Origin of the sequence: Bacillus cereus group sp. BfR-BA-01349 (assembly GCF_022663795.1) — a bacterium.
GTDB lineage: Bacteria > Bacillota > Bacilli > Bacillales > Bacillaceae_G > Bacillus_A > Bacillus_A cereus.
On sequence record NZ_JAKUGE010000025.1, the window covers coordinates 53,451 to 71,077 of the forward strand.

Genomic DNA, 17,627 nt, shown 5'->3' on the forward strand with positions numbered 1-17,627 from the left:
AAATAGAGATAGTAAGTAGGAGAGCAAGTAGTTTTAGCGGAGTGCTGGAACTACTTGCTTTTTTATTTATCCTAGTAAGTTTTCTGACAATTATTTCTCAAGTTATTAAAAAGGAAAAGTTTGGTATAATTAATTAAAATATTGAATTTTCTAATAATTATTTTTCAATACATAGAAAAGGAGTGGTAATATACAATTTTAATAATTGTATAAAAATCCTAATTTTGTAATTTTGGAGAAAAGGGGATGCGAGTGTATGGGAGCAGATGTAGTAACGCGGGAGCAAATGAAACATTCTTTAGATGATTGGTATCGTGTAATGTTGCAGCAAAATATAGAGAAGGCCACAGAAATGAAAGAGGAGATTGAAAGTAAGATTAGTGGGTTGGATGTGGATCAGGATGTATTACTTTATCATGCGTTGTTGAATTTTAGATATGATGCATTAGTTGATTGGATTTCAGTTAGAGAAGATAGTTTTGATAAAGTGGAATCTTTCGAAATTCCAACAGAGGGCTTTTTAGCTTATTATTATCACTTTTTTAAAGGGTTTCATTGCACATTAATTTCAAATTATAACGAAGCGAAAGAACAGTATGAGCAAGCTGAGAAGTTATTGAAATATATTGCAGATCCGATAGAACATGCGGAGTTTAATTATCGGATGGGATATTTTTACTATCAAGTATATCAGCAAATGTTAGCTTTAGATTATATCAAAAAGGCGAAAGAAATATTTTGTGAACATAAAGGTTACGAAGGAAACGTGGCGTTGTGCCATAACTTCATAGGATTATGTTGTATTGATTTTAAACAGTTTGAGTTAGCGGAGGAAAGTTTTAATACCGCAATCCATTTACTTCAACAACATGATAAAGAAGAAAAACATATTTTAATGGTTAGAAGTAACTTAGGGTGGTTATATAGTAGTCAGAATTTATCAGATTTGGCAATTAGACATTTAAGTGAAGTGACTAAGAAAATGCCTAAGCATTTTAAAGCGATTTTTACTGAAGCAGAGGAAAATTATAAACTGGGCAAAATAGAAATTGCTAATAACTTAATAGAACTAGGGCTGAAAATTTGTAATGAGTTGCAAAATAAAGAATTTCAACATCGCTTTATGATATTGAAGGAATTAAATATTAATTCGAGTGCTAATGAGTTAGAGAAAGTAACTGTGGAAAGTATTTCGTATTTTGAAGAACACTCCCTTTTAGATTGTGTTAAGGAATACGCAGAAATATTAGCTTATAAATTTTATCAAGAAGAAAAACATGAAAAGGCTAGTAAATACTTTTATATTAGTAGCCAAGCTCGAAAAAAACTTTTAAAAGAAGGAGCGCTAAAATAAATGAAAAAAATTAATGTATTGATAGCAGGTTTAGTAATACTACTTTCATTAGGGCTTACTGCTTTTACAGAGTCTGAACAACATGCTTTAAATAGAGGTGATGGTGGCGGAGCACCAGCAAGACCAGACTACGTTAACATTGGCGACACAGGAGGAGCACCAGCAGATAATAAAGGCGACGGCGGCGGAGTAAGCCAACTATAATAACAAAGAAAGGGACTTCAACATGAAGTCCCTTTTTCTATTTTCAGGTCATGTAGAGAAAAGAATTGACTTACTTTAAATCTGTAACTATAATAGTTACAGAATAACCATTAGTAATAGAAATGAGTTATATTTTTTTAGTATAATTGTAACTGTTTTAGTTACAATTAAAAAGAAAACATAAAACAACCAAAAAATGTAAAAACTTTAAATAGCAAATTGAGAAAGGAGACGGGAACTTTGAAACGGTTTAAGTTTTATTTGATTAGCGGTATTGTGCTTGTTTTGCTTATCGTATGTAACTTCGTTGATAAGCCGATTGCGAAGGTTGAAGAAGTGAAAGATACTGTTATGATGAAGCTGAATACGAAAGAGAGTATGGCGCAAATTGATGGGCAGACGATTTATTTTAAGCAAATTGGTGAGGGGAAACCTCCGTTACTCATGTTGCATGGGTTTGGTGGTTCTTCTGATGGGTTTAGTGATATTTATCCGGAACTAGTGCGAGATCATACGATTATTGCGGTTGATATTTTAGGATTTGGGCGTTCTTCTAAGCCGGTTGATTTTCAGTATTCGTTTCCTGCGCAAGTGAATTTATATTATAAGTTAATGAAGAAGCTCGGGTATGATCAATTCGCAGTACTTGGTCATTCGATGGGCGGAGAGATGACTCTCAATTTAGCGTATTTATATCCGGATGCAGTGACGCATCTCATCTTGGCGGATGCTACAGGGATAGAGTCTTTCCAGCAAAAAGAAAGTTATGAAGTACCACCGCTATCGACGGACTTACAAACTGTAACCGAGATTACGAAGTATAATAAAAATGAAGTAAAAAATAGTCGTGATGATAAAGAGCATTATGATCAGCTTACGAAAATGAGAGAGCGCCGCATCGCGATGGAAGCCGATAAGATTAAGGTGCCGACTTTAATTATATGGGGACGACACGATAAGAGGGTTTCTTGGAAAAATGGTGAACTGTATCATGGGCTATTTGCAAATAGTACGTTTCATATTATTGAAAAAGGATACCACGCACCGTTTCGTCAAGAACCAATTGAGTTTATGGAATATGTACAAGCATTTTTCGCGAAGCATCCACAATAAAAATTTTAAGCATAAATCCACTTCTTTCCTCATAAAGTGAAACTAATAAGGCTTGTCTAAGGAAAGGAATGAAGTGATTTGGAAACTTTACCATGGTGGGTGTATCTTGTGATTGTCGGGATTGTACTAAGTGGCTACATGGTTTTATATACTTCGAAAAAAGAGCAAGATATGGATAATGAGTTTATTGAAAAAGAAGGCGAAGTATATATGAAGCGTTTAGAAGAAGAGCGTGAGAAACGTAATCAGGAAAGTGATAAAGATTCGGTATGGCTTTAATAGAAATTTTGAAAGGTTACCACCTAGTAGGATTTTACATCTCGGTGGTAGCTTTTTTTCTTCTGCGGGAGCAGTATATGTTCATCAAGCTAAGGTTATATTAGTTTAATTTTACATGTATAAGAGAGTCATCATAAACTTTTATTGATGGTATTTATATATTTTTTTACTCATAAGAATGGAACTAGTGGGGATTTTACTGGGGGGGGATTAACAATGCATAGGGATGAAACTTCATTACATCCGGATACAGGTGTTACATCTGTAATGTTTGTTGAGCGTTCATTAAATGAAATTCGTTTTTGGTCTAGAATCATGAAGGAGCATTCTTTTTTTCTTCGTTTAGGATTTAGGTGCGAGGATACTCAACTAATCGAAGAGGCGAATCAATTTTATCGATTGTTTGAACATATTGAACAAATAGCGCATTCCTATACAAATGAAACAGATCCTGAGCAAATAAAAAGATTTAATGCAGAAGTACAACAAGCCGCAACTAATATTTGGGGATTTAAACGAAAAATTTTAGGATTAATTCTCACATGTAAATTGCCAGGACAAAATAACTTTCCACTTTTAGTTGACCATACAAGTAGGGAAGCTGATTATTTTAGAAAACGTTTAATACAATTAAATGAAGGTAAATTAGATGCGCTTCCTGATGCTATTATTAAAGAAAATGTTTTCTTTTTACGGATTATGGCAGACCATGCTAAATTTATTGGCCATCTTCTTGATCCATCGGAAAGAAAGCTTGTAGATACAGCGCGGAATTTTAGCAATGATTTTGATGAATTGATGTATCAAGCAATTGACTTAGAATCTATGAAACCACAATCCCAAACAGCCCCTCTTTTAGATCAATTTTTAGATCAAAATCGTGTGTCGGTTGCATCTCTTCGGGATTTTAAGAAAACAGCACGTGATTTAATTGAGCAATGTAAAATAAAGAGTATCATTCATCCGTTATTAGCAGACCATGTTTTCCGTGAAGCTGATAGATTTCTTGAAATCATTGATATGTATGATGTTCATCTTACAAATATCCAATCACAACCTAGATATTAGAAGATAAGGAAAGATAGTATTTTACTTTCGATTGAGAAGTTAACAATTTATTGTTAGCTTCTTTTCTTTGTGATTAAAATTTTCTTTTAAGGACTACATAAATCCCTTTGACCAAATATGTAATTCTTTGTAAAATGATATATATGGAAAGATTATGAATATACAGGAAATCTATGGATAGTAGATTTTAATAAATTATTCGGGGGAAATTTATTAGTTAAGTATATTAACTTGTTTGCACTACATTTTACAAATAAAGGGGTATTAGTAATCATGAAAGCAAAGAAATTAGTAAGTTTAGCGTTACCAGTTATGTTATTGAGTGGTTGTATTACAATTGAAACTGATGGTAAGAAAGCTGAGCCAAAGAAAGAAGAAACGCAAAAGGTAGAGAAAGAGAATAAGACTTCTGAAAAAGAGAGTAAGTCAACTGATAGCAAGAAAGAGGATAGCTTATCTGTAGCGAAAGGTGAAGGTACAAACAGTAGTTCATCAAGTAGTCAACCAAGTTCTTCTTCAAATAATTCAACTTCTTCTAGTTCTTCAACTGGTAAGGTAACTGGTTCAGATGTTGAAAGGTACAAGGCAGATATCATAAATAGTGCTACTCAAATTGAAGATACAATGAAATTAATTGAAGGAATAGCAGATTCAGACGTAAAATCATATAAACAAAAGAAAAGTGAAGTACAACTGAGTTTAGGTGGAGCAAAGGCAACTGCAACGAAACTGAAGAATCTACAAGCGCCTCCTGAGTTACAGGGAGAACAGGCGAAGATAAAGCAGTCGATGGAACTATATGCGGATTGTTTTCAACTTCTCTTTGATGCATTGGACCAAGAAGACGAAAGTAAAATGCATCAATCATTAAGTAAAGCACAAGAAGGTTCGAAACTGTTTGAAGAGGCAGCGAAGAGTATCGGTAGTAAAACCAACTAAGAATAAATTATTTTAAGGGGTACTTGTGGGTGCAGTTGGTGCAAGTGAAGAGTTAGGAATTAGTTATGGAAACACATTACAAATTTATCAAATGGACGATAATGTTCGTATTCGATATGTAAAACAATAAATAATTGGTGAAAAACTCTGTAATAAATTTTACAGGGTTTTTTGTTAGTTCTAGTTTATTTTTTTTGGTCTTCCTAAGCGCTAAACATACTAGTATAAGTTGAGAAATGAACAAGAAGATTTGATGGGGAATATTGAATTTCCGATAAAAAATAACAATAGTAGACGCGTTTTTTCACGGTTTAAACCATAGTAACTGTAACCATCCAAAGCCCAATTCATACACTATGATGGAGATTTTTTACTTACTAATCGGATGAAAAAGGAGTGTAATCATGAAGAAACGTACTGTTAATGAAGCGGGAGGGAATGTGCCACAACCAATCCGCAGCGACGGAGCGGGTGCGATTGATTCTGGACCTCGTAATGTTATGCGGGATATTCAAAATCCGAATATGCTTGTTCCGCCTATAACGGATGCAGGGTTAGTTCCTAACTTGAAGTTTTCATTCTCGGACACTTCTATGATTTTGAAACAAGGCGGGTGGTCTCGGGAGATTACTGCTCGGGAACTACCGGTTTCGACGACGATTGCGGGAGTAAATATGAGTTTAACGGCCGGTGGAGTACGAGAACTACATTGGCATAAAGAAGCGGAATGGGCGTATATGCTTTTAGGACGGGCGCGCATAACGGCTGTTGATCAAAATGGACGGAATTTTATTGCTGATGTTGGACCAGGTGATCTTTGGTATTTTCCGCCTGGTATTCCGCATTCCATTCAAGGATTGGAACATTGTGAATTTCTACTTGTTTTCGATGATGGACATTTTTCTGATTTATCTACTTTAGCTATTTCTGATTGGTTTGCGCATACGCCAAAAGAAGTGTTGTCGGCTAATTTTGGAGTACCTGAGAGTGCTTTTCATTCTATCCCTTCAGATCAAGTTTATATTTATCAAGGAGAGGTGCCAGGTTCGCTTGAAAGTCAGGAAATTCAATCACCGAAAGGAGAAGTTCCTTTAACATTTAAACATGAACTGTTAAAACAAAAGCCGATTAAGACGCCTGGTGGTAGCGTTCGAATTGTAGATTCTACAAATTTTCCTATTTCCAAAACAATCGCAGCAGCGCTCGTTGAGGTTGAGCCTGGTGGAATGAGAGAACTTCATTGGCACCCGAATAATGATGAATGGCAATATTATTTGACAGGGGAAGCGAGAATGACTGTGTTTCTTGGAAATGGTACCGCTCGTACATTTGATTATAGAGCTGGCGATGTCGGATATGTACCGTTTGCGACGGGGCATTATATTCAAAATACAGGTACCGAAACATTATGGTTTTTAGAGATGTTCAGAAGTAATCGTTTTGAAGATGTATCGTTAAATCAATGGATGGCACTGACTCCTAGAGAAATAGTGGAGAGTAATATACATGTTGGCCCGCAAGTAATGGATTCCCTGCGTAAGGAGAAGAGGCCTGTTGTGAAATATCCGGGGTTTTCATATAGTCCGAAAAATGATGAGTAAAAATGAAAATTTGCGTTATTCTTTCTGGAGACTGATAAGAAGGGATGGCGTATTTTTTATGCCTAATCTAGTCTTAACTAGTATCTGTTCGTTGTATTATTGTTTGGGAAATTATTATAGAAGAAAAATATATGAAATCGACATACTACATAGCTTTATTTTCAGGTGTAACGCACAAGTTGCACAGCTAACGCAACGACAACTCGCTTTACTCCTCATTATGTATTTGTCCATACTAGACGTAGAGAGGTGATAAACACAGTGTGATTTTTAGCGAACGTTTAAAAGAAGAACGAGAAAAACGAAATTGGTCACAAAATGATTTGGCTGAAAAACTTCATGTGAGTAGGCAATCTGTTTCGAAATGGGAGACGGGAAAGAACTATCCGAGCATTGAAATTATTATTCATTTAAGTGATCTGTTCGGTATTACAATTGATGAATTGCTAAGGGGTGATGAAGAATTGACGCAGAAAGTAATTGAAGATAGTAAGCAATTGGCGTATCCAAAATGGAAGGTGTTTTTTGATAGTCTATTTATGATAGGGGTATTTTTGTTTATTGCAAAAATCGTTGTATGGATGCTAAATAAGTTTGCAGGAGCAAGTATTACAATTGTAGCAGATGCGCCATATGTAATGAATCTTTTACCCCTTGCATTCATGATTATAGGTGGTATGGGATCGGATAAGTTGAAGAAAATATATAGATAGAGGAAAGATTTGAAAGAAATCCCCTACACTAGCTGTTCTTTTCACTTAAATTGTGTACTATAAAGGATAGGATGACATAAAGAAGGGGATATAGAGAATGGAATTTCATGAACAGAAGATTTTGCCGGCAGTGAGGCAAATTAAAGATTTGGAAAAGCTATTACATAGTTCGTATGAATATATTGTTATTTTAGATATTCATGTCGGTCAATTGAAGAGTGTTATATCGCTTGCGAAGCAATATTGTAAAAAGGTGTTTTTACATGTGGATTTAATTCATGGTTTGCAGAGTGATGGGCATGCGACGGAATATTTATGTCAGGAGTTTAGACCGTACGGGTTACTTTCAACAAAGGCGAGCGTTATTATGAAGGCGAAGCAAAAAGGTGTTGTGGCAATACAACGCATCTTTTTAATCGATTCGAGTGCGATGGAGAAGAGCTGCAATCTTTTAGATAAGACGAAACCGGATTATATTGAGGTACTTCCTGGAGCATTAACGGATGTTATTGCTGAAGTGAAAGAGCGTACTGGTGTACCGATTTTAGCGGGTGGTTTTATTCGTACTGTAGAAGATGTGGAAAGAGCTTTAAACGCTGGTGCGACAGCAATTACGACATCAAAACGCGAACTATGGAAACATTACCAAAAAAAGTGACGAAAATGTGAATTTTTTCGTTGACACCGCTTTCATTTACAGTTAACATTATAGACAAGTTAATAAACGTGACGGAGAAAAGTAGAGATCCACATTTCATTGTTTCTATATAAATTTATATAGAAGCGTGCAAGCTGTGGGTCTTTTTCTTTTGACAAAAACGAATGGCCATTCATTTTACCTCTATCACATTTGGAAGCGTTTAAATTGATTGTGGAGGGATACTATGTCAGCATTTTTAGGAGAGTTAATAGGGACTGCGTTGTTAATCGTACTTGGTGGCGGCGTTTGTGCTGGTGTAAGTTTAAAGAAATCGTTTGCGAAAGATTCAGGTTGGATTGTTATTACAATGGGCTGGGGCTTAGCAGTAGCGGTTGCAGCGTATGCGGTTGGATCAATTAGTGGGGCACATTTGAATCCAGCTTTAACAATAGGATTAGCATTTAAGGGAGCGTTCCCATGGAGTGACGTACCAGGTTATATCGCAGCACAAATGATTGGGGCAATTATCGGGGCAGTTATCGTATATTTACATTACTTACCACACTGGAAAGAAACAGAAGATCCAGGAACAAAGTTAGGTGTATTTGCAACAGGTCCAGCAATTCCGAACACATTTGCAAACCTTTTAAGTGAAATGATTGGAACATTCGTTTTAGTATTTGGTATATTAGCAATTGGTGCAAATAAATTTGCAGATGGATTAAATCCATTTATCGTAGGTTTCTTAATTGTAAGTATTGGTTTATCATTAGGTGGGACAACAGGATACGCAATTAACCCAGCACGTGATTTAGGTCCGCGTATCGCACACTTCTTCCTTCCGATTGCAGGAAAAGGCGGTTCAAATTGGAAGTATGCATGGATTCCAGTAGTTGGTCCAATTTTAGGTGGATCACTTGCAGGTTTATTCCATCAAGTTGTATTTGAAGGAAAACAAAATTCAGCACTTATTTATGTGATTATCGCAACTGTGATTGTACTAGCAATCTCTTATATGACAAGTAAAAAAAGCGGAAGCAATACAAATAGTAGAAAAGTAGCATAAGGGGGAAACCGATATGAAAAAATATATTCTTTCATTAGACCAAGGAACAACAAGCTCACGTGCAATTTTATTCAATAAAAAAGGTGAAATTGTTCATTCAGCTCAAAAAGAGTTTACACAACATTTTCCAAAGCCGGGCTGGGTAGAGCATAATGCGCAAGAAATTTGGGGATCTATTTTAGCAGTTATCGCAACTTGCTTAAGCGAAGCAGATGTAAAACCAGAACAAATCGCTGGTATCGGTATTACGAACCAACGTGAAACAACGGTTGTATGGGATAAAACAACTAGTAAACCAATTTACAACGCAATCGTATGGCAATCTCGCCAAACAGCTGAAATTTGTGATGAGTTAAAAGAAAAAGGTTATAGCGAAATGGTTCGCGAAAAAACAGGTCTTTTAATTGATGCATACTTCTCTGGAACGAAAGTAAAGTGGATTTTAGATAACGTTGAAGGTGCAAGAGAGAAAGCAGAAAACGGGGATCTATTATTCGGAACAATTGGATTCATGGCTTGTATGGAAACTATCTGGTGGTAAAGCACACGTAACAGATTACTCAAACGCATCACGTACGTTAATGTTTAACATTCACGACTTACAGTGGGATGATGAGCTTCTAGACATGTTAACAGTACCAAAGAGTATGCTTCCAGAAGTACGTCCATCATCTGAAATATATGGAGAAACGATTGATTACCACTTCTTCGGTCAAAATGTACCGATTGCAGGTGTAGCTGGTGACCAACAAGCAGCATTATTTGGACAAGCTTGTTTCGGTGAAGGTATGGCGAAAAATACTTACGGAACTGGTTGCTTCATGTTAATGAACACAGGTGAAAAAGCAGTAGCTTCTGAGCACGGTCTATTAACAACAATTGCATGGGGAATAGATGGTAAAGTAAACTACGCATTAGAAGGAAGTATTTTCGTAGCAGGTTCTGCAATTCAGTGGTTACGTGACGGAATGCGTATGTTTAAAGATGCAAGTGAGAGTGAAGTGTATGCGAGTCGCGTTGAATCAACTGATGGTGTATACGTTGTACCAGCATTCGTTGGACTAGGAACACCTTATTGGGATAGTGAAGTACGCGGCGCTATGTTTGGTGTAACACGCGGTACGACGAAAGAGCACTTCATTCGTGCAACGCTAGAATCTTTAGCTTACCAAACGAAAGATGTATTATGCGCAATGGAAGCAGATTCAGGTATTGAACTGAAAACATTACGCGTTGATGGCGGAGCAGTTAAAAATAACTTCTTAATGAAGTTCCAAAGTGATATTTTAGATGTTCCTGTAGAGCGTCCAGTGATCAACGAAACAACGGCTCTAGGTGCAGCATACTTAGCTGGTCTTGCGGTTGGATATTGGAAAAACCAAGATGAAATTAAAGAACAGTGGCATATGGACAAACGCTTTGAACCAACGATGGAAGCGAAAACAAGCGAAGAGCTATATGCTGGATGGAAAAAAGCAATTGAAGCAACAAAAGCTTTCAAATAATCATAAACAGTGTTATAATGGTGACAAGTTAATAATTCGGTAGGAGATTTGGAGAGACCACAACGCGCTATAGAGGCGAAATCTATAGCGGAGTTTGTGGTCTCTTTTTTCGTTATCAAAGGGAGGAATTACCATGAAATTTTCAAGTAAACAACGTAAAGACGTATTAAACGGAGTAAATAAACAAGAGTTAGATGTGATCGTAATTGGTGGAGGTATTACTGGTTCTGGTATTGCATTAGATGGAGCAACACGCGGGTTATCAACAATTGTGTTTGAAATGCAGGACTTTGCAGCAGGTACATCAAGTCGTTCAACGAAGCTTGTACACGGTGGTCTACGTTATTTAAAACAACTTGAAGTGAAAATGGTAGCAGAGGTGGGTAAAGAGCGTGCGATCGTATATGAGAACGGTCCCCATGTAACAACACCAGAGTGGATGTTACTTCCGTTCCATACAGGCGGTACATTCGGATCATTTAGTATATCAATTGGTCTTCGTGTATACGACTTCTTAGCAGGTGTAAAACGAAGCGAGCGCAGAAAGATGTTTAACCGTGAAGAAACATTAAACAAAGAGCCTCTTGTAAAAAAAGAAGGATTAAAAGGCGGCGGTTACTACGTAGAATATCGTACAGATGATGCGCGTCTTACAATTGAAGTAATGAAAGAAGCAATTGAGCACGGCGCAAAAGCTGTTAACTATGCAAAAGTAGACAGTTTCTTATATAAAGATGGAAAAGTATGCGGTGTACGTGTAATCGATTTACTAGACGGAGAAGTATACGAAGTTTACGGTAAGAAAATTGTAAACGCAGCTGGCCCTTGGGTAGATACACTTCGTGAAAAAGATAATTCGAAAAAAGGAAAAGTACTTCAGTTATCAAAAGGTGTTCACTTAGTAATTGACCAAAAACGTTTCCCATTAGGTCAAGCGATTTACTTCGATACACCAGATAAACGTATGGTGTTCGCGATTCCTCGCGGCGGAAAAACATACGTAGGTACAACAGATACGTTCTATGATAAAGACGCAGCTGTACCACAAATGACAACAGAAGATCGCACATACATCATTAATGCGATTAACTACATGTTCCCAAGCGTGAAAATTACAGAGAAAGACATTGAATCAAGCTGGGCTGGTGTACGTCCGTTAATTTATGAAGAAGGTAAGAGTGCATCTGAAATTTCTCGTAAAGACGAAATTTGGACTTCTGAATCTGGTTTAATTACAATCGCAGGTGGTAAATTAACAGGATACCGCAAAATGGCTGAAATGGTAGTAGACTACGTAACGAACTTACTACAAAAAGAAGGTCATAGCGCATATCCGAAGAGCGACACGAAACATATGCCAATCTCTGGTGGACATGTAGATGGTTCACACGGATTCCCAGCATTCGTTGCGAAAAAAGCTGGCGAAGGTACGAAATATGGTTTAACAACAGCACAAGCAGAAGAATTCGCGAAATTCTATGGTTCTAACGTTGACGTACTATTTGACTTAGCGAAAAAACATAAAGACGAAGCGAAAGAATACAACATGCCGCTTGACGTTCTAATCCCGCTTGTATATGCAATGGATTACGAAATGACAGCAAAACCAGTTGACTTCTTCGTACGCCGCAGAGGCGCTGTATTCTTCAACATCCACTGGGTATACGAGTGGAAAGAAGCAGTAATCAACTACATGGCTGCGAAACTAGGCTGGAGCAAAGAAGAACAAATGAAATATACAGCAGAACTAGAAAAAGCACTAACAGACGCTGTTATTCCTGTAGATCAACAAGAACAGGCAGCTGCGTTAGCATAAAATAGAGAACCACCTGAAGGGGAGCCTTTAGGTGGTTCTTTTTTTATGGAATATTCTTCTAACTATATTGCATAACGACATATGTTGTTATACGATGTATATAAGGTGGTGGTATTGTTGGACAAAGAAATCTTGAAGGGAAGTATAGATATTTTATTACTTTCTATCATTGCAAAACGTGATACATATGGATATGAAATAGCTCAAAGTTTAAAGGATGCAAGTGAAGATTTGTATAGTATGGGGCAGGGAACTTTGTATCCTGCTTTAAAGAGATTAGAGAAAAAGGAGTTTCTTGAATCTTATTGGAATGAATCTGAGAATGGGATGAAAAGGAAATTCTATACTATTACAGATAAAGGGAAAAAAGAATTGCAGAAGAAAGTGAATTCTTGGGAGAGTGTAACAGCATTAATTCAAGCTTGTCAGAAAGGAGTTATTTATGAGTGAATTTGATGAGTATATTAAGTCTATTTTAGCCTATTCAGAACTTAGTGATATTGAACAGGATGAGTTATTTCTAGAAATGTATGATCACTTGAACAGCTTGAAAGAAGAATATATGGAACAAGGTATGAATGAAAAAGAAGCGATTTATAAAGCGATTCAAAGTTTTGGAGAATCAAAAGTTATTGGCGTAGAGATTAATAAATCGGTATACGAAGTTCCTAGACCATTAAAGGTATTATCAAAAATTTTATGTATTCCTTATATAATCATTTGTTTTATTGTCTTTTTAGGAACGTTTATTTCAACTTCTACATTTGACTCTGTTCGCAATTTGACAGGTGGGACTGTCTATCATCCCATTGAATTTTGGCAGCAATTTTTACATATATCTGATTTAGAAACGTTATTACAACTTTTTGGAATAACACTTTGGCAAGTTAAAGATTTTATTGCACATCCAGGTCCTTGGGGAAACTCAACTTATTGGTTAAGTGTTTTACAACATATAATATTAGTAGTTCCATTTGGATTTTTCGTTCCAGTGCTGATTAATAAAGTGACTAACTATAAGAAAGCTCGTAAGTGGTATGTTATGACCTTTCTTGTTTGGGAGATATTACATTTACTAACTTTGTCTGATGTTTTTGATGTGTGGCGGATTGCTATAAATATGCTCGGTGCGTCGGTAGGATATCTTTTATTTATAAGCATGATACAAATAGATAATAAATTTAGGATAATGCGCAAGAAGATATTTGAAAATTAGCTTGCTATTTTGTAGTTTAAATTATACAAATTTAGTTTGATGGTAATAGAGTATTGCTGAAAACATAGGTGCTATATAGTGAGAGGATTTTTTATATTCGTAATAGGTGTTGTTCCTTGTTTACTCATTGTTATGAAGCGGGTACATAATCCGTCTTTATTGGTGCTATAAATGATGAGAGCGGCACAGCTGAGCTTGAAAAAGTCTAGCTGCGTTAGCGTAAAATAGAGAACTACCTGAAGGGGAGCCCTTTAGGTAGTTTTTCTCTTGACTAAAAATAAATAAAATGTGTTACAATGATGATAGAGTATGTAGTGTGAATTTTGCATAAAATAAAAAAGACAGAAGCCTGAGAAACTTCTGCCTTGTGTAACCTAACTTGCTATTGTGGTGGTAGTAGGTGCGGTTATAAGACAATTACATTAACGTTTTAGCCGAGAACCGCCCTTACCTTTTCCACGAAGCAGGGTGGTTCTCGCTTTTTTGTATACAGAAATTAGCCACGGACCGACGTATCTTCTACCGATGACAACGCCAGCTCCGGTTAGGATACCATACACTAATTTAATTACAAACATCGCGATTATATTATCACCTCCCCCTTTTTTCAAAATGGAAGAGATGATTGCCACACCTACTAGTTATAGCTTATTAAGTTACGTATTCATTGTATTATGTTTTAAAATAGGGAACAAGATATATGGATGAAAATTCCTAGTTTTAAATGGTGGTTGTGTAAATTGTAGTTTATCATGTATAACCTGTTTATGAATTTCCTACAAGTTAAGGTTTTCATGCAATTGCGTTATGTATAGAAGTTTAAATACTAAACTTGTATGAAGAATGTATTAGTTTTGATATTATCGATTCATCTTTGTATGGTCATGATATATTAGATTCTTTAAGTGAGCGTTAGAAAGAAGGGGGACTCGATTAAATCGGTTCTCTTTTTCATTTAGCGATGAGGGGAATCTTGATGATATAAAACTAAGACAAAATCCTTATTGTAAACTTAAAGAGCGCCTTGGGAGAAAGACGCTCTTTAGGTGAATGCATTGTAACGACTATTCGGTTTATTATATGTAATTTACTGAGGAAGTGCTTTATAAAAAATGTGATTGCCGATCGTATTTTTTTATACATTTATAAAACTTTTCCATACAGTGCGTCGTCTAATATATGGGAAGGAGGAAATGATGTGGATGAATTAACGATAGAAGCGTTTGAAATAGAAGATAAGGAGGACCTTATCGACGAAATAATGAACAAGTATGGACAAGAAGTCCTGCAGCTTGTGTATTCGTATGTGAATAATAAAGAGGTTGCGGAGGATGTAACGCAAGATATATTCGTGAAATGCTATAAATCTCTTCATACATATAAAGGGAATTCGAATTTAAAAACATGGTTATGGAGAATTGCAATCAATCAATGTAAGGACTATTTAAAAAGTTGGTATAACAAAAAGGTCGTCGTGACAGAGGATGAATCTGCTTATATAGGGGTTCAAAATGATAGTGTCGAACAAACTGTTATGCAAAATGCGGAGGACCGTGAGCTCGCGTCTGCGGTAATGAATTTACCAATAAAATATCGAGAGGTCATTTATCTATTTTATTATGAAGAATTATCAATTAAAGAGATTGCTACAGTAATAGAAGTGAAGGAAAATACGATAAAAACGAGACTGAAAAAAGCGAAGGAGCTTTTGAAGAAAGGATTGGAGGAATAATCAAATGGAAGATCGATTAAAAGGTTTGCGAAAATCAATGGAGAACACAACGTTTAAACATTTGAGTTTTTCTGATCAACATCGAAAGCGGGTACGCGAAAAAATCAATGCATCACATGAAAAGGAAGAGGACATCTCTTTAGCGATTTTACAGCTCCTCAGTAATGAAAAAACAGGGTACGAATTGTCGCAGCTACTACGAGGGAGAGGGATTCGGAAATTCGAAGGAAATGAAGGCTTTTTATATACCGTATTACATCGTTTAGAACAGAACCATTTTATCCAATCAAGCTGGGATCATGCAGGAGCGAAGTATTATCAATTAAATGATAAAGGAAGAAAGATGCTGCGAAAGGCAGAAAAAAATGCTACGAAGGTACAATTTATATTAAAAGGTTTAGTACAGGAGTGAGGCGGAATTGTATAAAAAAGGGGAGCGTTTTGTAAGCGAAGTTACGAATCATATTAAATCAAAAGAAGCAAAGAGCTTTGTAGCAACCGAACTAGATTTTCATTTAAAACAGGCAAAGAACACATGGATAGAAAAAGGTTTAAGTGAGGAAATTGCTGAAAATAAAGCTGTGGAACAAATGGGAAGTCCGAGTAAATTAGGGCGGGAATTTAATAAACTTCATAAGCCAAAGGTTGATTGGTTCTTACTTATTTTATTGGTGGCTGCGATGGGGTTAGGGTTTTTACCAGTTTTAGTTTTTGGATATACGAATGATGTAATAATGAATAAGGTGATATTTGTTATTCTGGGTGTTATAACAGCGATTGGGATGATGTTACTTGATTATCGGAAATTAGAGAGAATGGGATGGTTGTTTTACACAATCGGAGTAGTTGTCTTGTTAATTCTATACTGTTTTCCAAACGCTTCAATGATTGGAGAACCGTTAATAAAAATTGGTCCAATTGCAGTTGACTGTTTAATGGCAGTTCCTTTCTTTTTTCTAGCTTGGGCTTCTTTTTTCAATAATAATAGGTTAAAAGTTATACATCTTGTGGTTTTATATTTATTTTCTTTGTATTTATTTTTAATTGTATCCACCCTTTCGTCAATTTTCATCTATATTACGATGGTATTCGTTATGCTTTGGTGGAGTAAGCTAGGAAAGAAAACGTCGTTGATTATTACGGTTGTACCTATTTGTTTATTTATTATTAAGGTATCCGTATCATGGTCTTCAGGATACCACTTAGATAGACTTTTAGGGTATTTAAATCCTGAGAGTGATGCAGGTGGCGCAGGATTTATGTATATACGATTAAAAGAGGTAATGTCATCAGCAGGTTGGTTTGGTACATATGGAGATATGAAATTCATCCCTGCTCCGGATACTGATTTTGTATTTGCAAGTTTGACTTACTATTATGGGTATTGGCTTGCATTAATTCTTGTCTTCGTTCTTTCTCTTTTTGTAGCAAGATTAATAGTCATCTCTTATAAAATAAATGATCGGTACGGTAAATTGCTACTCGTTGGTGGATTGACTCTTTTTGTATTCCAGTTCATTTATAATGTTGGAATGATACTAGGATTATTGCCGCTTGCTGCTATATCCTTACCTTTTATTAGTTACGGATTAACGCCGACTGTATTTCATGCGCTTATAATGGGGATTGTGCTGAGTGTATATAGGCGTAAGGGTATTTCATTCAGGATTAGAAAGACACCTTGATACTTATATAAGTTGCATATAAAAGAATTCATTATTATGATCAAGTAAAAACGTAAATAGATAGTAGAAGAGGGGTATGATAAATACTCCTCTTTTCGTGTTTAAATAAGTGTACTCTCTTTAACAGAAATACATAATTCAGAACGAGATATCGATTCAGTTAGTTGTTGTAAATAGGAGTATTCTTCCGCATCTTTTTCGGAAGTGTTAGGATTTAATAAAGGTGAAGATAGAAGTACATCAAGTGTAAGAATGTCTGCATCATGAGAAGCGATACGATAACCTGCAAATACAGGGCGTTTTATGAAATTTAAGTAAGTGCGTGTTTGCATGCGTATCACTATTTTATGTACAATAAAAGAAAAGCCTCTTATGAGATGGGGAGAGAAAATTTCATGTCCAGCCAACAATTAGTGAATTTACGCATTGATTTTGCTTTTAAACAATTATTTGGCACAAGTGGAAATGAAGATATTTTAATTGCTTTTTTAAATGCGATGTTACAGGATTCTTTAGAATCACCCATTGTTTCGTTACAATTTGCAGATCCACATTTACACAGGGAACATGAAGAAGATAAGTTATCTATCTTAGATATTTCAGCTACATTAGACACAGGAACAAAAGTCAATGTAGAAATACAAGCGCGACAAGAAGTCGCTTCATAATAGTGCGTATCCATAAGGATACGCTATT

At 35.9% G+C, this 17,627-nt stretch carries 17 protein-coding genes and 3 pseudogenes; 18 read left to right on the forward strand and 2 right to left on the reverse strand.

Translation table 11 applies throughout. The features are described from left to right. Positions 1–256 precede the first annotated feature (256 nt). The 14 genes and pseudogenes from MR169_RS15360 (at position 257) to MR169_RS15425 (ending at position 13,514) form a co-directional block, all read left to right on the forward strand. Positions 257–1,354: a response regulator aspartate phosphatase gene (locus MR169_RS15360; protein WP_000500590.1), complete on the forward strand. Its 1,098-nt coding sequence runs from the start codon at positions 257–259 to the stop codon at positions 1,352–1,354. Then, positions 1,355–1,558, forward strand: a complete 204-nt coding sequence (locus tag MR169_RS15365; protein WP_000723609.1) for a hypothetical protein — start codon at positions 1,355–1,357, stop codon at positions 1,556–1,558. Between the two features lie 240 nt (positions 1,559–1,798). Next, positions 1,799–2,671, forward strand: a complete 873-nt coding sequence (locus MR169_RS15370; protein ID WP_242319627.1) for an alpha/beta fold hydrolase — start codon at positions 1,799–1,801, stop codon at positions 2,669–2,671. A 78-nt stretch (positions 2,672–2,749) separates the two neighbouring features. Further along, positions 2,750–2,950, forward strand: coding sequence for a sporulation YhaL family protein (locus tag MR169_RS15375; RefSeq protein WP_242319628.1), 201 nt, complete (start codon positions 2,750–2,752; stop codon positions 2,948–2,950). Between the two features lie 216 nt (positions 2,951–3,166). Beyond that, on the forward strand, positions 3,167–4,018 hold the full coding sequence (locus tag MR169_RS15380) for a DUF2935 domain-containing protein (protein ID WP_000554479.1): 852 nt from the start codon (positions 3,167–3,169) through the stop codon (positions 4,016–4,018). Positions 4,019–4,291: 273 nt separating this feature from the next. Next, entirely contained in the window at positions 4,292–4,957 is a 666-nt protein-coding gene (locus MR169_RS15385; protein WP_000644835.1) for a DUF7018 domain-containing (lipo)protein, read from the forward strand. Between the two features lie 404 nt (positions 4,958–5,361). Beyond that, a complete protein-coding gene (locus tag MR169_RS15390; RefSeq protein ID WP_000747510.1) occupies positions 5,362–6,558 on the forward strand; it encodes an oxalate decarboxylase family bicupin in 1,197 nt (398 codons plus the stop codon). Positions 6,559–6,821: 263 nt separating this feature from the next. Beyond that, positions 6,822–7,271, forward strand: a complete 450-nt coding sequence (locus MR169_RS15395; protein WP_000577650.1) for a helix-turn-helix domain-containing protein — start codon at positions 6,822–6,824, stop codon at positions 7,269–7,271. Between the two features lie 97 nt (positions 7,272–7,368). Then, positions 7,369–7,929: a glycerol uptake operon antiterminator GlpP gene (gene glpP, locus MR169_RS15400; protein WP_000394285.1), complete on the forward strand. Its 561-nt coding sequence runs from the start codon at positions 7,369–7,371 to the stop codon at positions 7,927–7,929. Between the two features lie 226 nt (positions 7,930–8,155). Continuing rightward, complete coding sequence (gene glpF / locus MR169_RS15405; protein WP_001272195.1) at positions 8,156–8,977, forward strand: glycerol uptake facilitator protein GlpF; 822 nt, start codon at positions 8,156–8,158, stop codon at positions 8,975–8,977. Between the two features lie 13 nt (positions 8,978–8,990). Then, positions 8,991–10,482: pseudogene (gene glpK / locus MR169_RS15410) on the forward strand (glycerol kinase GlpK). A 133-nt stretch (positions 10,483–10,615) separates the two neighbouring features. After that, positions 10,616–12,298, forward strand: coding sequence for an aerobic glycerol-3-phosphate dehydrogenase (glpD, locus tag MR169_RS15415; RefSeq protein WP_242319629.1), 1,683 nt, complete (start codon positions 10,616–10,618; stop codon positions 12,296–12,298). A gap of 117 nt (positions 12,299–12,415) precedes the next feature. Continuing rightward, positions 12,416–12,748: a PadR family transcriptional regulator gene (locus tag MR169_RS15420; protein ID WP_000356630.1), complete on the forward strand. Its 333-nt coding sequence runs from the start codon at positions 12,416–12,418 to the stop codon at positions 12,746–12,748. Next, entirely contained in the window at positions 12,741–13,514 is a 774-nt protein-coding gene (locus MR169_RS15425; protein WP_242319630.1) for a VanZ family protein, read from the forward strand. The genes MR169_RS15420 and MR169_RS15425 overlap by 8 nt, the downstream gene beginning before the upstream one ends. 422 nt (positions 13,515–13,936) lie before the next feature. On the opposite strand, the gene MR169_RS15430 is transcribed toward MR169_RS15425, so the two are convergent. Beyond that, positions 13,937–14,146 (reverse strand): hypothetical protein, encoded by a 210-nt coding sequence (locus MR169_RS15430; protein ID WP_125653117.1) that lies wholly within the window; start codon positions 14,144–14,146, stop codon positions 13,937–13,939. 566 nt (positions 14,147–14,712) lie between these two features. On the opposite strand from MR169_RS15430, the gene MR169_RS15435 reads away from it, so the two are divergent. Genes MR169_RS15435 through MR169_RS15445 form a run of 3 tightly spaced genes read left to right on the forward strand, consistent with a single transcriptional unit; the run spans position 14,713 to position 16,931 of the window. Next, on the forward strand, positions 14,713–15,246 hold the full coding sequence (locus MR169_RS15435) for a sigma-70 family RNA polymerase sigma factor (protein WP_000344006.1): 534 nt from the start codon (positions 14,713–14,715) through the stop codon (positions 15,244–15,246). Positions 15,247–15,250: 4 nt separating this feature from the next. Continuing rightward, a complete protein-coding gene (locus MR169_RS15440) occupies positions 15,251–15,658 on the forward strand; it encodes a PadR family transcriptional regulator (protein WP_000390173.1) in 408 nt (135 codons plus the stop codon). Positions 15,659–15,665: 7 nt separating this feature from the next. Further along, on the forward strand, positions 15,666–16,931 hold the full coding sequence (locus MR169_RS15445) for an FtsW/RodA/SpoVE family cell cycle protein (protein WP_000276946.1): 1,266 nt from the start codon (positions 15,666–15,668) through the stop codon (positions 16,929–16,931). A gap of 101 nt (positions 16,932–17,032) precedes the next feature. Here the strand turns inward: MR169_RS15445 and MR169_RS15450 are convergent. Then, a pseudogene (locus MR169_RS15450) lies at positions 17,033–17,236 on the reverse strand (hypothetical protein); the annotation flags it as partial. A 90-nt stretch (positions 17,237–17,326) separates the two neighbouring features. Between MR169_RS15450 and MR169_RS15455 the strand changes: the two are divergent. Then, positions 17,327–17,575, forward strand: a pseudogene (locus MR169_RS15455) (Rpn family recombination-promoting nuclease/putative transposase); the annotation flags it as partial. Positions 17,576–17,627: the final 52 nt, after the last annotated feature.

Bases quoted from the DNA above. Each gene is read 5' to 3' on its own strand.
- glpF (WP_001272195.1), top strand. From the start codon at position 8,156: ATGTCAGCATTTTTAGGAGAGTTAATAGGGACTGCGTTGTTAATCGTA.
- MR169_RS15360 (WP_000500590.1), top strand. From the start codon at position 257: ATGGGAGCAGATGTAGTAACGCGGGAGCAAATGAAACATTCTTTAGAT.
- MR169_RS15440 (WP_000390173.1), top strand. From the start codon at position 15,251: ATGGAAGATCGATTAAAAGGTTTGCGAAAATCAATGGAGAACACAACG.
- MR169_RS15425 (WP_242319630.1), top strand. From the start codon at position 12,741: ATGAGTGAATTTGATGAGTATATTAAGTCTATTTTAGCCTATTCAGAA.
- MR169_RS15365 (WP_000723609.1), top strand. From the start codon at position 1,355: ATGAAAAAAATTAATGTATTGATAGCAGGTTTAGTAATACTACTTTCA.
- glpD (WP_242319629.1), top strand. From the start codon at position 10,616: ATGAAATTTTCAAGTAAACAACGTAAAGACGTATTAAACGGAGTAAAT.
- glpP (WP_000394285.1), top strand. From the start codon at position 7,369: ATGGAATTTCATGAACAGAAGATTTTGCCGGCAGTGAGGCAAATTAAA.
- MR169_RS15380 (WP_000554479.1), top strand. From the start codon at position 3,167: ATGCATAGGGATGAAACTTCATTACATCCGGATACAGGTGTTACATCT.
- MR169_RS15385 (WP_000644835.1), top strand. From the start codon at position 4,292: ATGAAAGCAAAGAAATTAGTAAGTTTAGCGTTACCAGTTATGTTATTG.
- MR169_RS15390 (WP_000747510.1), top strand. From the start codon at position 5,362: ATGAAGAAACGTACTGTTAATGAAGCGGGAGGGAATGTGCCACAACCA.